Source organism: Actinophytocola xanthii (assembly GCF_001921205.1).
Classification (GTDB): domain Bacteria; phylum Actinomycetota; class Actinomycetes; order Mycobacteriales; family Pseudonocardiaceae; genus Actinophytocola; species Actinophytocola xanthii.
In genome coordinates, this window is the sequence record NZ_MSIE01000044.1 from 59356 (window position 1) to 76142 (window position 16787).

Annotated in this window: 6 protein-coding genes; 4 read left to right on the top strand and 2 right to left on the bottom strand. The window is 72.0% G+C overall.

Annotated features, from left to right (window positions below; translation table 11 throughout):
* Positions 1-118: 118 nt before the first annotated feature.
* The gene (locus BU204_RS23240; RefSeq protein WP_075127894.1) at positions 119-781 is read right to left on the bottom strand and encodes a response regulator; all 663 of its coding nucleotides are present in this window, start codon (positions 779-781) and stop codon (positions 119-121) included.
* A 2-nt stretch (positions 782-783) separates the two neighbouring features.
* A complete protein-coding gene (locus tag BU204_RS23245) occupies positions 784-1965 on the bottom strand; it encodes a sensor histidine kinase (RefSeq protein WP_233160521.1) in 1182 nt (393 codons plus the stop codon).
* Positions 1966-2207: 242 nt separating this feature from the next.
* On the opposite strand from BU204_RS23245, the gene BU204_RS23250 reads away from it, so the two are divergent.
* The 4 genes from BU204_RS23250 to BU204_RS23265 all read left to right on the top strand — a co-directional run bounded on the left by BU204_RS23250 (position 2208) and on the right by BU204_RS23265 (position 16759).
* Complete coding sequence (locus BU204_RS23250; RefSeq protein WP_075127850.1) at positions 2208-2906, top strand: hypothetical protein; 699 nt, start codon at positions 2208-2210, stop codon at positions 2904-2906.
* Positions 2907-3520: 614 nt separating this feature from the next.
* Positions 3521-4030 carry a hypothetical protein gene (locus BU204_RS23255; protein WP_083661552.1) on the top strand — a complete coding sequence of 170 codons (510 nt, stop codon included), beginning with the start codon at positions 3521-3523 and terminating at the stop codon, positions 4028-4030.
* On the top strand, positions 4027-4965 hold the full coding sequence (locus BU204_RS23260) for a hypothetical protein (RefSeq protein WP_075127851.1): 939 nt from the start codon (positions 4027-4029) through the stop codon (positions 4963-4965). The genes BU204_RS23255 and BU204_RS23260 overlap by 4 nt, the downstream gene beginning before the upstream one ends.
* Positions 4958-16759, top strand: coding sequence for a DUF7927 domain-containing protein (locus BU204_RS23265; protein ID WP_083661553.1), 11802 nt, complete (start codon positions 4958-4960; stop codon positions 16757-16759). Before BU204_RS23260 ends, BU204_RS23265 begins: the two co-directional genes overlap by 8 nt.
* Positions 16760-16787 lie beyond the last annotated feature (28 nt).

Sequence of the window (16787 nt, forward strand, 5' to 3'; positions counted from 1 at the left end):
TCCAAGGCCAATGCCCAGCCAATTTGGTCGACGTGTTCTCGCTCAGCGGGACTGGGCGGTGAGGGGTCGCTCTACGCGCCCACGCCGGGTGCGGGCGGGGGCCAGAAGGCTTCCGGTGTCAGCTGGTGAGGCCGGCGTCGTGGGCGAGTAGGGCGACCTGGGTACGGTTGTTGAGATCGAGTTTGGTGAGTATGTGGGAAATGTGGGCTTTCACGGTGGCCACGCTCATGAACAGCTCGCCCGCGATCTCGGCGTTGGACTTGCCCCGCCCGACGGCGATGGCGACCTCGCGTTCGCGTTCGCTGAGCTGATCCAGCGCGGTGGTGGCGTGGCGTTGCCGGGCGGCGGCGCCGGTGTCGCTGAGGTGGGCGATGAGCTGTCGGGTCACGGTCGGCGACAGGATGGCTTCGCCGGCTGCGACCCGCGATATCGCGCGCAGGATCTCGGCGGGTGGGGTGTGTTTGAGCAGGAAGCCGCTGGCCCCGGCGCGCAGCGCGCGCAGGACGTGCTCGTCGGCGTCGAAGGTGGTCAGGACGATGACCTCGGGTGGGTCGGGTCGGGCACGCAGCTGTTCGGTGGCGGCGTGGCCGTCGAGGGTGGGCATGCGGATGTCCATGAGCACCACGTCCGGGGCGTAGGCGTCGACGGCGGCGGCTACTTCGCTTCCGTCGCCGGCCTCGCCGACCACGGTCAGGTCGGGTGAGCCGCCGATGACCATCGCCAGGCCGGCCCGCACGAGCGGGTCGTCGTCGACGACGAGGACCCGCACCGCTGCGTTCACGATCAGAGGGTAGGCCACGGTAGCCAGGCCCGGAGCCGGAACTCACCGGCCGGGGTGGGTCCGTGTTCGAGGCGTCCTCCGGCGAGGGCGGCCCGTTCGGCGAGTCCGATGAGGCCGCTGCCGGCGCCGGGAATTGCGGTACCACCGCCGGTGCCCATCGGGCACGGGTTGCGGATCTCGACGGTTACGCCGTCGCCCGGGCTTGCCCGGACGGTGACGGTCACCTCGCCGTCGGGGGCGTGCTTGCGGGCGTTGGTCAGCCCTTCCTGCACGATCCGGTACGCGCTGCGCCCCACACCAGCCGGTACGGCGGAAAGCGCGTCGGTCTGCCAGTCGAGCCGTACCCGCATCCCGGCGCGCCGCGATTGGTCGACGAGGTCGGGGAGGTCGGCCAGAGTGGGCTGCGGCCGTTCTGGAGTCTCGTCGGACCGGTCGACACCGGTACGGAGGACGCCGATCACCTCCCGAAGGTCCTCCAGCGCCTGGTAGGCGCTGTCGCGGATCACCCCGGCGGCACGGGCGACCTCCTCGGGCGCGGCGTCGGGGCGTAGCTCCAGCGCCCCGGCGTGCAGGCTCAGCAGGGTCAGGCGGTGGGCGAGCACGTCGTGCATCTCCCGGGCGATCCGGTTGCGTTCGCCCTGGCGGGCTTCGGCGACGCGCAGTTCCTGTTCGGCCTCGACCCGGCCAGCCCGCTCCCGCAGCGACTGGCGTCGGGCCCGTACGAACATGCCCCAGGCGAGCACCGCGACGCCGAAGACGACGCCCAGCACGATCTCCGACGGGGACCCGACTGGGACGTCGGGCCGAACCTGCAGCGTCAGGAACGGTACGAGCGCGCACCCAGCCGCGATCGGGGCGACCACCGCGAAGCGCCGGTGCACCGCGACGGTGAACAGCGCGATGAGCGCCGCGCCTCCGGCGGAGGTCGCGTAGACGCTGACCAGACCCGCGGCCACGGCGAGGCCGACCGGCCAGCGCCGGCGCAGCCACACCCCCAGACTGCACAGGCCGCCGAGGACGAGGTCGACGGTGAGCGGGCCCGGCGCGATGTGCTGCGCGCGGCTGTCGGCCAGGGTCAGCACCACCACGCCAGCGGCCAGCAGGAAACACGCGGCGTCGACCACGCGGGCGCGGACCGGGCGCTTGGCCGGGCGTACCGGATTGTGGTCAGTATCGTTGATCACGCCCGTCGGTAGCGGGCTCCGATCCTGCGGGTCCGCCGGGCCCATCATGAGCGAAGGGTACGGCCGGGTCGGGCCCCCCGGCATCCGACCAAAGTCGAACCCGAGGTGTAGACCTTCGACCCGCCGCCATCGACCTCGGCTCGTCGCTGCGCATGCGGCCGCTCCAGCAATCTTGTTCCACATAACCGGAACGGACGGCCCAACACAGTCTCCGAAGTCCGGCTGCGACGAAGGAGTAGGAGATGAGATCACCGCAGGCCACCGCCACCAACACACTTGCCCGCAGTGGGTTCGTTCGAGGCCGGCTCGTCGGCGTCGCGGCGATCGCGTTCGTGGTGTCGGTGGTGGTGGAGAACGCGGTGTTGGCGGTGTCGGGTGCGCCGACCTTCGACGCTCCGATCGAGGAAGTGCTGGCCTACTACGCTGCCAGCCGCGACTCGGTCGCGATCGCGTCCGGTCTGGTGGCCCTGTACCTGCCGCTGCTGCTCGTGTTCGTGACGGGCCTGCACGGCCTCGTGGAGCGGCGCGGCGGAGCGGGCGCCGACTGGTCGCGCCTCGCCCTGGCCGCCGGCGCGACGCTGTCGGCCATCGTCGTGCTTGTCAACGTCCTGCAGATCGGGCTCGCGCTTTCCGCTGGCGGGCTCGCCGAGCCGACGCCCGAGTTCGAACTCGTCTGGCAGGTTCACGCGGCGGCGTTCGCGCTGGCGCTGCCAGCGCTCGCCACCACCGTCATCGGCGCGGCCCTCGCCGCGCACGCGAGCAGGCTGACCCCGGCTTGGCAGCGCCTGCTGGGCCTGGTGGGCGGAAGCCTGCCGCTCGCCGCGGGACTCGGCAACCTCGCGATCGCCGACGGCTCACCGCTGCTGTTCGTCGGACTCCTAGGGTTCGCCGCCGGGCTCGTCTGGCTGCTCGCGACCGGCGCGCGCCTCCTCCGGTCGTGACCGAGAAGAGGCCGGCGCCGAGATCGCGCACGCGGGCGAGGACTCCGTGGACGCCGCCTGGCCGAGTCCTGGCCTGCGTGGCGTGGTGGTGCCGTCGTTCTCGTGGTGCATGGTCAGGCCGGAATCCCAGTCGTACCAACGGTTGTCGAGGTGTTCCTCCAGCGGAGAGCTCGTGCGCTCCGCCTGGAAATGGCGTCCAGCGTCGATGTGTTCCTTGGCGCGGGCGAGGATCCAGTTGCATTCACTCGGAGGACGGCCGTCTGGCCGTCGACCATCCACCGTGCCAGATGGAGCAGGCTTCCCCGGTCCTCGTCGACCAGGCCTGCCACTGTCGGGTCGGTGTGGTGAGCGGTCTGCACGTCGGCGAGGGCGTTCGGGTCGGCCCCCGGCGATGGACGTTCGCATGGCGGCAGCCCTGCAGCGGATCCCCTACTTGAGTTCCAAGATCAAATTTCGTCATAGCTCAGCTCGAACACGTCGTGCTGCCTTGCGTGTTCGGTGGAGCCTCAACTCCGGTCTTCGCCTGCCGATGGGGGGCGGGAAGGGGTATCGCCAGGACGAACGGCGAGGAGGTGAACCCCGAAGCCGCTCAACCGAGCCCGTGAGGAGACCCGATGGCGACTGGAGCTGCCTGCTGGCCGCGACTGGCCGTCCTCGTCGCGTCCGTGCTCGTGTTTCCCGCGGTGCCGGTCGCGGGTGCCGACGACGGCTCGACGACCGTCAGCGTCGAGGTGGCCACCGGCATCACGCTGACCGCGTTGAGCGGTGGTATCGCGCTGTCCGGCATGGCGGGGACCACCGTGCCCGCCAACTCCGCGGTGGTGCACGCGGTGGAGACCAACAACGTCGCCGGCTATCTCGTCACGGTCCAGGGGCACACGGCGAACCTGGCCAGCGGGCCGGAGAACGCGGACCCGGTCCCGATCGGCGCGCTCGCCGTCCGCGGGCCGGGCACGGCGCAGTTCACCCCGCTCAACTCGGCGCGCCCGGTGACCGTGTACAGCACACCCGTCCCCTCGGCGGAAGGCGGCGACGAGCTCAGGGACGACTACCGGATCGGCGTCCCGTTCGTTGCCGGGAACACCTACTCCGCGACGCTCGACTACGTGGCGAGTGCGCTGTGATTCCGGCTCCGAACGGCACGGGCACGGCCCGGCGTCTCCTCGCGCTCGCCTGCTCGCTGTCACTCGTGACCGGCTGGACGACGGCCGCCGCGGAACCACCCCCGCCGTCGACCTCCACGTCGTACAACACCCGGCCTGCGGACTTCTCCCTCGCCATCACCCCGGCCCGGCTCGTGGTCGGGCCTGCCGACACCGACACCGACCGGCACGTCGAGGTGATCAACCGCGGCAGCGCACCGCTCGACGTCCTCGTGCAGGAGCGGGACTTCGTCGGCGGAACCGACGGGAGCCTGGTCTTCCGGGAGGACGCGCCCTACTCCGCGTCGGCCTGGGTGAGCGCGTCGCCCGCGAGCTTCCGCCTCCAGCCGGGCACCGCCAGGACCGTCACCGCCCGCGTCGCGGTGCCGGACGACGCGGAACCGGGCGACCACGCGGTCGCACTGGTCTTCCTCGTCCCGGCGAAGGCCACCGGCCCTGAGAACGTGCGGATCAACCGCGCGATCGCCGCTCCGCTGTACATCGCCGTGCCAGGGGCCTCGGACGACTCGGCGATCATCAGCGGGCTCGCCGCGCCGGGGTTCGTCACCGGTGGCCCGGTCGAACTCACCGCGACCATGCGGAACACGGGCACGGTGCACCGCGACTTCCGGGGTGCCGCCGGCCTGACCGTGGACGCCGCGGGCACCGCACGGGCCTTTCCGGACTTCACCGTCATGCGCGGCTCGACCCGGGTGGTGCGCACCACCTGGGATCCGCCACTGCTGTGCGTCTGCCACCCCGCCGTGTCGATCACCAACGCCGACGGTTCGGTGCGGACGGTGACCGTCCGGGTCGTCGTGCTCCCCGTGTACCTGCTCCTCGCCGTCCTCGCCGCCGCGGTCGCCGTCCTCTGGGTGCGGCGCCGTCGCTCCAGGAAGATCAGGGCCGATGCGTAGGTTGCTGCGGCGCCTGTGCGTCATGACGATCACGGTCGGGCTCTTCGGGACGCTGAGCCAGGTGCTCGCGCCAACCACCGCCGTCGCCGCCGGCGGCACGGTCGTGTTCCAGAACTCGTTCAGCAACCGGACGGTCGACGGCACCGGAACAATCACCGTTCCCGCCACGCCGACCGGCACCAACGGTGCGTGCCTCACCGCGTCGGGCAACACGTCCACGGGACCGATCTACAGCTGCGCGGGGAACGTCGACGTCCAGGGCAGCGGCAAGCTCCGGTTCACCGGCGCCGCCAACCACCAGGTGGGCGGCATGTTCGGGTCGACCAGCATCCCGACGACCCACGGCATCGACCTCACCTTCAACAGCTACCAGTGGGGCGGCAGCGGTGGCGACGGGCTGTCGTTCACCCTCACCGCCGCCGACCCGGTGAACCCGGCGCCGCCGACCGTGACAGGTCATTTCGGCGGCTCGCTCGGCTACTCCCCCTATCCCGGCAACGGGTCCAACCGCCCGCCGGACGGTCTGGCGCACGGCTACCTCGGCATCGGGTTCGACGTCTACGGCAACTTCAGCGCCACTCCCTACTCCGGCAGCGGCTGCACGAACCCGCCCAACTTCGGCAGCGTCGTCCCCAACGCCGTCGCGGTGCGCGGGCCGGGCAACGGCCGGGTCGGGTACTGCCCGTTGACCACGACCTACAACGGAACTACGGCCTCGATGGTCGCCATGCACGCGTCCACCCGGGCGGCCGCGAAGGTCCCGGTCCAGATCCTGATCAACCCGACGACCGGGCCGTTCACCTCCGACAGCGGTGTGACGGTCGCGGCGAACAGCTATGTGGTCGTCGTGACCGGGATCGGCCAACAGCCCAGGAGGCTCACCGGCACGCTGCCCGCCGTCCCGGCGGGCCTTTACCCGTCGACGAGCTGGCTCAACGCCAACGGCGTGCCCAAGCAACTCGTCATGGGCCTCTTCTCGTCCACCGGCGCGTACACCGACGTGCACGAGATCTCCGACGTGAGGGCCAAGACCTTCGAGGCGGTGCCCCGGCTCGGGGTCAGCACCACCAGCTACGCGGCGGCCACCTCGCAACCCGGTGACCCGGTGAACTACAAGGTCAGCGCCACCGTGTTGAAGGGCGTCGACGAGCCGGGCAAGGTCTCGCTCACCCAGACCGTGCCGACCGGGGTGGTGCCTGTCGGCGCCTTCGGAACGGGATGGGAGTGCGCCAGGGCGGTCGGCCGTGTCATCACGTGCACGACCACGACGGCGGGCTTCGCCAGCGGCACCGCGCTACCGGTGCTCAACGTGGTGGGCATCGTGACCGCCGCCGGCGTGACCGCCTCGACGGTGGCGAGCAGTTCGCTGTCCCGGGTGTCCTCCCCGACGGGCGTCTCGGCCACCGACACGACCGCGACGACGAGCACCCGTCCACCGGGACCGGCGAACGTCGTCGTGTCGCCGTCGACAGGGCCGGTCACCGGCGGCGGTCCGGTGACCATCAGCGGCACCAACCTCACCGGCCCGGCGACCGAGGTGACGGCCGTCGAGATCGGCACCGCCGACGAGCAGCAGACCGGCAATCCGGTCGTCCTGCTGCCCTGCCCCGGTGCGCCGGCCTCCGGCTGCTTCAGCGTGAGCGGCGACAAACTGGTCATCTCCTCGATGCCGGCGCGCACGAGCGCCGTCCCGGTGTCGGTCACCGTGGTCACCCTCGGCATCGCGGGCGCGGCCGGCTACGTCTACGCCGATCGGCCCGCCACACCCGCGGCGCCGACGGCCACGGCTGGCATCTCCCGTGCGACGGTGTCCTGGAGCGCGCCCGCCACCAACGGCAGCCCGATCACCGGCTACCGCCTCACCCGCTACCTGAACGGCACGTCGGAGGGCACGACCTCCTACGGCGCCACGACGAGCACCACGGTGACCGGTCTCACCCCTGGTGGCTCGTACACCTTCACCGTGGCCGCGGTGAACGCCTACGGCACCTCCGACCCCAGTGGCCCGTCCACGGCGGCAGTGCCCTACGCGCTGCCGGACGCCCCGTCCGTCACAGCCCTCTCCGCGGGCACCGGGTCCGCCGTGATGTCCTGGACCACTCCGAACGGCAACGGCAGACCGGTCACCGGCTACGTGGTGGTGCCCTACGTCGGCTCCACCGCCATGGCGGCGCAGACCTTCCCCGGCTCCGCGACCACCCGGACCGTCACCGGACTGACCGCGGGTACCGCCTACACGTTCACCGTGGCCGCCCAGAACGTGGCTGGCACCGGACCGGCGTCGGCCAGGTCGGCCTCGGTGACGCCCAACCGGTCACCCAGCATCACCCCCTCCACCCCGCCCTCGGGAGAGGTCGGCGTGCCCTACCACCACCAGTTCGGGGTCACCGACGGCACCGCGCCGCACACGTGGTCGGTCAGCGCGGGCTCGCTGCCGCCCGGGCTCACGCTCGACGCGTCGACCGGTCTCCTCAGCGGAACCCCTGGCACGGCGGGCACCTACTCCTTCACCGTGCGGGTGCTCGACGCCAGTGGCCAGGCCGCGACGCTCGCGGTGACCACGACCATCGCGGCCGCGCCGGGCGTGACGTTCACCCCGCCCGCCGGCGAGGTCGCCGTCGCCTATACGGCGCAGCCGGCGCTCACCGGCGGAACGGGACCGTTCACGTGGTCGGTGACCTCTGGCTCGCTGCCGCCCGGCCTCTCGTTCAGCTCCTCGACGGGGGCCATCACCGGTACGCCGGCCACCGCGGGCAGTTTCCCGCTGACCATCAGGGTGACCGACTCCTTCGCCAGGACGGCGAGCGCGGCCGCCACGCTGACCATCGTGCCGCAACCGGCGTTCACGGGAGCCACCCCACCGGACGGGCAGGTCGCTGTCGCCTACGGCCACACCATGGCGGTCACCGGCGGCGCACAGCCGCTGAGCTGGTCGGTGACCGCGGGGAGTCTGCCGCCCGGACTGGCGCTCAACACCGCCACCGGCGCGTTGTCCGGCACCCCGACGACGAGCGGCGGCTACTCGTTCACGGTGACGGTGACCGACGCCAACGGCCAGACCGCGACCAGGACGGCCACCGTGGAGATCGCCGCGGGCCCGCTCGTGATCACCACGTCGGCCAGCGGCTCCTCGGCGGCGCCGGGTGCCACCGTCGCCTACACGATCACCGTCGAGAACACCGGCGCCTCCGCGTTTGCCGGGGTGGCGCTGACGAACTCGTTGCAGGGCGTGCTCGACGACGCCACCTACAACGGCAACGCCACGGCCACGAGCGGCACACTGTCCTACTCGGCGCCGACCCTGCGGTGGACCGGGAACCTCGCGCCAGGGGCCTCGGTCACGATCGGCTACTCGGTCACCGTCGCCACCACCGGGGGCGACAGGGTGCTGACCGGCACCGTGACGTCCCCGACCCTCGGCACGAACTGCGCGGCGGGCAGCGACGACGCCCGCTGCGCGGTCGCGGTCACCGTGCCCGGTCTGGCCATCGCCAGGTCTGCCGGTACCGGCAGCACGATCCCGGGCAACACCGTCCGGCTCACCACGGTGATCACCAACAGCGGGCGGACCCCGTTCCCGTCGGTGGCCGTTGCCGACTCGCTCGCCGGTGTGCTCGACGACGCCACCTACAACGCCGACGCCACGGCGACGACGGGGTCCGTGTCCTACAACCGGCCGTCGCTCACCTGGACGGGCGCTCTCGCACCCGGGGCGAGCGCGACGATCAGCTACACGGTGACCGTCGCGAACCCGCCCGCGGGGGACCGGGTGATCACCGCGACCGCCACGTCCTCCGCTCCGGGCAGTGCCTGCCCCGCCACCGGTTCCGCGGCGGCGTGCACCGTCGCGGTGAACGTGCTGGTTCCGATGCTGTCGATCACGAACAGCGCGAACAGCAGTGCTGTCACGCCGGGCGACACCGTCGCCTACACCACCACGCTGGTCAACACGGGTGAGACCGCCTACACCGGCGCCTCGGTCACGGTGGCCCTGGCCGGCGCCCTCGACGACGCCACCTACGACGGCAACGCGACCGCCACCGCGGGCTCGGTGGTGTACGACGCCGGCTCGTCCCGGCTCACGTGGACCGGCAACCTGGCCGTCGGTACCACGGTCGTGATCACGACCTCGCTCACGGTCCGCAGCCCCGCCGGCGGTGACCGGACGCTGACCACGCTCGCGACCTCGGCCGAACCCGGCAGCACCTGCCGGCCGGCCGCTCCCCAGCCGTCGTGCGCCACGACGGTTCAGGTTCGGGTCCCCGCACTCACCGTCGCGGCCACCACCGACGTGAGCACCGCCTCGCCCGGCGATGTCGTCGTCTACACGGTGACCGCGACGAACTCGGGTCAGACCGCCTACACCGGGGCGAGTCTCGGCGCCGCGCTCGGCGGTCTGCTCGACGACGCCACGTACAACAGCGACCTGGCGGCGACCAGGGGCAGTGCCTCGATCGCCGGCGGCAGGCTCAGCTGGACCGGCGACCTGGCCATCGGCGCCAGCGCGACCATCACCTACTCGGTGACCGTCAGGGATCCGCCGACCGGTGACCGCACGCTCGGCCTGACCGTGGCCTCGCCGACGGCGGGGAGCAACTGCCGGTCCGGGAGCACCGGCCCGTCCTGCACCACCACGGTCAGGGTGCTCGTGCCGGGTCTGGCCATCGGCATGACGACCGGCGTGACCACGACGACGCCCGGCTCCGTGCTGCGCTACACGCTCACCGTCACCAACACCGGCGAGACCACCTACGTCGACCTGCCCGTCACCGTCGACGTCGACTCCCTGGTGGACGACGCCGACTACAACTTCGACGCCTCGGTCAGCGCGGGGAAACTGGTGATCAGGCCGGACGGCACCGTGGGGTGGATCGGCAGCATCGCACCCGGAACGACCGTGACCGGGTCGATGTCGTTCACCGTGCGGCCGGCGCGGGCAGGCGACCGCATCATGGCCGCCGTCCTGACCGCCGACGTCCCGGGCAGCAACTGCCGGACCGGCTCGACCGACCCGGGCTGCCGGACGTCGGTCACGGTCCTGGTACCGGGACTGACGATCACCAAGACGGCCGCCACCACCACGGCGGCTCCCGGCGACACCGTCGGCTACACGATCTCCGTCACCAACGACGGGGAGACGGACCAGCCGTCGGCCGCCTTCGCCGACGACCTCGCCCGCGTGCTGAGCGACGCGGTCTACGCCGAGGACGCGACCGCGACCACCGGCGCGGTGTCCTACGACGGCACGGTGCTGCGCTGGACCGGTCCGCTCGCGCGGGGGGAGTCCGTGACGGTCACCTACTCGGTCACCGTCCGCGATCCCGACCCCGGCGACAAGACGATGGTCAACACCGTCGTGTCGCAGGCTCCCGGCAACAACTGCCCTTCTGGCGGCACCGACCCACGCTGCACCGCCACCGTGCGCGTCCTGGTGCCCGCTCTCACGCTCGCGCAGGTCGCCGACGCGGCCACCACGGTTCCCGGCGCCACCGTCGGTTTCACCGTCACCGCCACCAACTCCGGCACGGCGGCCCTTCCCGCGGCCAGGTTCGACGTCGACCTGGCCGGTCTGCTCGACGACGCGGTCGACAACGGTGGGGCGACCGCGGGTACCGGCACCGTCTCGATCAGCGGGTCGACGCTGACCTGGACCGGCGAGCTCGCGGTCGGCGCCGCCACGACCGTCAGGTACTCGGCCACCGTGCGCGCCGAGGACGCCGGCGACGACCTCGTCGGCACCACCCTGACGTCCCGGACGCCGGGCAGCGGCAACTGCGCCACCGGCGGCACGGACACCCGTTGCGCCACGGTGGTGCCGGTCGCCCGGCTGGTGATGGAGGTCGCGACGTCCGAAGGCACCGTGACCCCGGGTTCGGCACTGCGGATGACGGCGACGTTCACCAACACCGGCCGAGTGCCCTACACCGGCATCACGGTGCACAACCCCAGGGCCGACACCTCCGATGACGCCTACCCCAACGGCGACCAGACCGCGACCGCTGGCTCGCTGTCGCTGACCCCGAGCTCGATCATGTGGACCGGCAGCATCCCCGTCGGCGGCAGCGTCGTCGCGACCGGCACCATGACCGTCAGGGACCCGGCGACGGGCAACCGCGTCATCACCGCCACGATGACCACCACCGCCCCGGGCGCCAACTGCGCGCCCGGTGGCACCGACCCCCGGTGCACCTCGCGGGCCGTCGTCGTGGAGCCCGTGCTGGTACTCGGCACGTCCGCGAGCGCCACGTCCGTCGACCCGGGCGGGACCGTCGACTACACGACCACCGTCGCCAACCCCGGCCCGGTCGCATACAGCAGCGCCTCGGCGATCATCTCCCTGGCGGGCGTGCTGGGCAAGGCCACCTACAACGGTGACGCCGTGACCACCCTCGGCTCGCTGACCCCCAGCCCCACGGCGCTGACCTGGACCGGTCCGCTCGCCATCGGGGAGACCGCGACGATCACCTACTCGGTGACGGCGGAAACCGCGCCGGGCGCGGACAAGGCACTCGTCACCTCGGTCAGTTCGACCACCGCGGGCAGCACGTGCCCGCCGTCGGGCGGCGGCGGCGCCTGCCGCGGCACCGTCCTCATCCTGACCCCGGCGCTCACCATCGTGCAGACGGCCGGTCTGTCCACCGCGACCCTCGGCGCCACTGTGGGCTACTCGATCCGGGTCACCAACTCCGGGCAGACGACCTATCCGGCCGCCACCCTCAGCGCCGAACTCGCCGGTCTCCTCGACGACGCCACCTACACCGGTGACGCCACGGCGACCGCGGGCACGGTCGGCGTCAGCGATGACGTGCTGAGCTGGTCGGGTGCGCTGGCACCCGGTGCGGCGGCGACCGTCACCTACTCCGTCACGGTGGACAACCCCGCCGCCGGGGACGGGCGGATGGTCACCGCGATCACCTCGAGCACACCGGGGGCCAACTGCTTGTCCGGCGGCACCGACACCCGCTGCACCAGCAACACCCCGATCGTCAACTCGGTCAGCCTGACCTTCACCAAGACCGCCGACGTGGCCGCGGCGGCGGCAGGCGACCGGATCGTCTTCACGGTGACCGCCACCAACGCCAGCGAGGTGGACGAGGACGTCGAGTTCACCGACCCCCTGGCCGACATCCTCGACGACGCGACCTACGGTGGGGACGCGTCCGCCACGGCGGGCTCGCCCACCGTGGCCGACGACGAGCTGACCTGGAGCGGCACGGTGCCCGCGTACGGCACGGTCACCGTGAGCTACTCCGTCACCGTCGACGACGTGCCTGGCGGGAACAGCACCCTCAGCGGCACGGTCACCTCGGCCTCGATACCGTCGAGCAACAACTGCGGTCCCACCACGCCCGACGCGCGCTGCACCGCCACGGTCCGGGTCGCCGCGCTGGTGGTCGAGCAGCGCTACGACGCCGCCTCGACGACGCCGGGATCGGTGGTGCGCCTGACCGTGACCCTGACCAACACCGGACAGATGCCCTACGAGGGCATCACGGTCACCAGCTCGCTGGCGGACGTACTCGACGAGGCGACGCCGAACGGCGACCAGACGGCGAGCTCGGGCGTCCTCGGGATGACCGCGACCGCGGTGACCTGGACCGGTGACATCGCGGTCGGCGAGGTCGTGACCATCACCGGCACACTCACCGTGCACGACGCCGTCACCGGCGACCGCGAGCTCGTCGGCGTCACCGTCACCGACACCCTCGGCGCGAACTGCCGACCCGGGGGCACCGACCCCCGGTGCACGGCCAGCCTGCCGGTCCTGCTGCCCGGCCTGACGATCACGAAGTCCGCGGACGCCACCGCGGTCGCTCCCCGGGTGCCCGTGACGCACACGATCACCATCGCCAACACCGGCGAGACCTCCTACACCGACATCGCCGTCACCGACTCGATGGCCGGTGTCCTCGACGACGCCACCTACGGCGGCGACGCCACCGCCACCGCAGGCGCGCTGTCCTTCGACTCGCCGGCCCTGACCTGGACCGGCGACCTGCCGGTCGGCGCGACGGCGACGGTGACGTACTCGGTGACCCCGGGCACCACCGGCGACAAGATCATGGTCGACACGGTCAGCTCCCCGGCCGCCGGGAGCAGCTGCCCGGTGGCCGGCACCGGCCAGGCCTGCCGGACGACCGTCGCCGTGCTGACCCCCGCCCTGGCCATCACCTCGGCCACCAGCAGCGCCACGACAGCACCCGGCGCCACCGTCGGCTACACGGTCACCGCGACGAACGTCGGGCAGACCCCCTACGACCAGGCCACCCTGGAGGTCGCGCTCGACGACGTCCTCGATGACGCCACCTACGGCGGCGACGCCACCGCGACCACCGGTGCGGTGCGGGTGAGCGACGGGACGCTCACGTGGACCGGCGACCTGGGGCACCTCGCGACGGTCAGGATCAGCTACAGCGTGGTGGTCGACGCGACCGTGGCCGGGAACTTCCGGCTCGCCCAGACCGTCGTGTCCGGTGAGCTCGGCAGCACCTGCCTGGATGGCGCCGGCGACTCCCGCTGCACGACGTCGGTGCCGGTCGCGGGCCTGCGGATCGTCAACAGCGCCGACACCGCGTCGGCCACCCCCGGCTCCGTCGTGCGCACCACGATCACGGCGACCAACATCGGCCAGGTGTCCTATGTGGATGCCGAGGTCAGCCTGGACATGGCCGGGGCGCTGGACGAGGCCGCCTACAACGGCGACGCGCGGGCCGGTTCGGGAAGCGTGACGCTCTCGACGAGCAGCGAAACGCTCACCTGGACCGGGGACCTCGCCGTCGGTGAGACTGTCGTGATCACCGTCTCGCTGACCGTCAACCTGCCGCCGTTCGTCGACAAGCGGGTGACCGCGGTCGTGACCACGGCCGCGGCGGGCAGCAACTGCCCTGCCGCGACACCCGATGCCGTCTGCCGGACGAGCGTGGGCGTGCTGACTCCCGACCTCGCCGTCCACACCGTCGCCGACGCGAGGGCGGTGACACCGGGGTCGACCGTCGGCTACATGACCACCATCACCAACACCGGGGAGGCGCCGTTCACCTCGGTGACCGTGACCGACGCCCTGAACGGCCTGCTCGACGACGCGACCTACGGTGGCGACGCGGCCGCCACCAGTGGAACCGTCGACCTCACCGGGGCGGTGATGACCTGGGTCGGCGACGTCGCGATCGGCGAGACCGTGACTGTCACCTACCACGTCCGGGTGAACGATCCGGATCTCGGCGACCGGGTGCTGGTCAACGCGGTTCGCTCGCACGTGCTCGGCAGCAGCTGCCCGCCGGAGGGGCCCGGCCCGTCCTGCCGGGCCTTCGTGACCGTGCTGGTGCCAGCCCTCGACATCTCGGTCACCGCGGACCGCACGACCGCGGCCCCCGGCGACGATGTCGGCTACACGGTCAGTCTCACCAACACCGGTGATGTGCCCTACGACGACGCGGTCGTGACGACGGACCTCGCCGGTGTGCTGGACGACGCCACGTACAACGGCGACGCCGCGGCCACCGCGGGCACGGTGACCGCCACCGGCGAGCACCTGGTCTGGACCGGGGACCTGGCCGTCGGCGCGACCGTGGTCGTCACCCACACGGCCGCCGTCTCCGATCCGGCCGGCGGAAACCGCCTGCTCACCACGTCGGTCACCTCGTCGGCGCAGGGCAGCACGTGCGGCACCGCGCCGCCGTGCGTGAACAGTGTCGCGGTGCTGGTTCCCGGGCTGGAGGTGTCGGCGTCGGCCAGCCTCGCCGTCGCGACTCCTGGCGACGAGGTCACGGTCACCGTCAAGATCAGCAACACCGGCGAGAGCGGGTACACCGGGATCAGCGTGACCACCGACCTCGCCCGTGCCCTCGACGACGCCGACCTCACCGGCACCGCCACCGCGACACGCGGCTCGGTGACCACCTCGGCGCAGGTGGCGACCTGGTCGGGTGACCTGCCGGTGGGCGCGACGGCCCTGGTCCGGTTCTCGGTGACGGTGCGGAGCACCGGCCTCGGCGATCGGACGCTGTCGGCGACCGTCACCGCACCGGCACCCGGCAGCTCGTGCCGCGACTCCGCCGCCAACCCCGACTGCACGGCGACGGCGGCCGTGCTGGTGCCCCGGCTCGACATCACCACGTCCGCCAGCACACCGGCCACTCTCGCCGGGGGGACCGTGGACTACACCGTGACCGTCACCAACACCGGGGAGACCTACTACAGCGGAGTGACCGTCACGAACACACTCGCCGATGCGCTGACCGACAGTCACTACAACGCGGATGCCGAGGTCGTTGTCGGCTCCGGGGTGCTCGCCTTCGACGGCGCCGCGATCACCTGGACGGGCGACCTCCCCGTCGGCGCCAGTGCGACGTTCACCTATTCGGTGACCGTGCACGACCCCTACAGCGGTGACCACCTCATGATCAGCACGGTGACCTCCGACGCGCCGGGCAGCGGGTGCCGGCCAGGCTCCGGGTGCTCCGTCGCGGTACGGGTGCTCCGGCCCACGGTCGAGATCAGCATGGCCGCTGACACGACGGCCGCGACCGCGGGCGGCACAGCGAGGTTCACGGTGACGGTCGCCAACACCGGCGAGGTCCCCGACCAGCAGGTGAGCTTCGCGAACCCGCTGGCCGACGTGCTCGACGACGCGGCATACGGCGAGGACGCGGTCGCCAGCGCCGGCATGCTGACCTATGCCGGCGGGACGATCGGCTGGTCCGGGGTGCTCGACGTCGGGGAGGCGGCGACCGTCACCTATGCGGTGGCGGTGAACGACCCGGCGACCGGCGACCGCACCATGAACAACAGGGTGATGTCCGCTTCCGCGGGCGCCACCTGCGCCACCGGTTCCGGCCCGGGCTGCGCGGTCACCGTGCCGGTGCTGGTGCCCGCGCTGGACATCACGAAGACGGCCGACGCGACGGAGGCGGCGGCGGGCGACACGGTCACCTACACCGTGACCGCGGCCAACAGCGGTGAGGCCGCCTACCCCGGGGTGGCGCTCACCGACTCACTCGCCGCCGTGCTCGATGACGCGAGCTACAACGCGGACGCGACCGCCACCACGGGTACCGTGTCCTATTGGGACGGAATGGTCCGCTGGACGGGCCACCTGCCGGTCGGCGCCATGGTCCGGCTCACCTACTCGGTGACCGTCCGGTCCGACGCGTCCGGCGACGGAGTCATGACCAACCGGATCGTGTCCGGAGCACAGGGCAGCACCTGCTTCGACGGCAGCACGGACCAGCGCTGTGCCGCCACGACCACAACGACCAGGACGGCGGGCCCGCCGTCCGGTCCGCCGAGAAACCCGTCCGGGCAGCCGTGGAACCCGTCCGGTCAGACAAAGAACCCGTCCGGTCAGCCGTGGAAGCCGTCCGGTCCGACAACGAACCCCCGCACCGGGGCAGGGGAGGAGGCGACGATGATCGGACTGACCGAGCTCACCCCGTCCTTCACGCTGTCCGGCCCGACCGACAGCGTGGTCACCGCGGAGGGTGCGGTCACGATGAGGGTGACGACGAACAACCCGAACGGGTACGTGGTTTCCGTGCGTGCGGTGGACACGGTCCTCGCGGTGGGCACGCCGGACAACGACACCACCATCCCAGTAGGACGGGTGAGCGTCCGGGAACGTGGTACGAGCCAGTTCCACCGGCTCTCCGCCACCGTCCCGGTGGCCGTCCACCGCCAGAACACCCCGTCCGCGCCGGACGGGGACGTGCTCGGCAACGACTACCGGATCGACATCCCCTTCGTGCCGTCGGACAGATACTCGGCGACGCTCGAGTACGTCGTCGGCGTCCAGTGACCACCGAGCACCCGGAAAGGCGAGGAGC

Coding starts and splice junctions, on each gene's coding strand:
- BU204_RS23255 (WP_083661552.1), top strand. CDS start 3,521: ATGGCGACTGGAGCTGCCTGCTGGCCGCGACTGGCCGTCCTCGTCGCG.
- BU204_RS23265 (WP_083661553.1), top strand. CDS start 4,958: ATGCGTAGGTTGCTGCGGCGCCTGTGCGTCATGACGATCACGGTCGGG.
- BU204_RS23250 (WP_075127850.1), top strand. CDS start 2,208: ATGAGATCACCGCAGGCCACCGCCACCAACACACTTGCCCGCAGTGGG.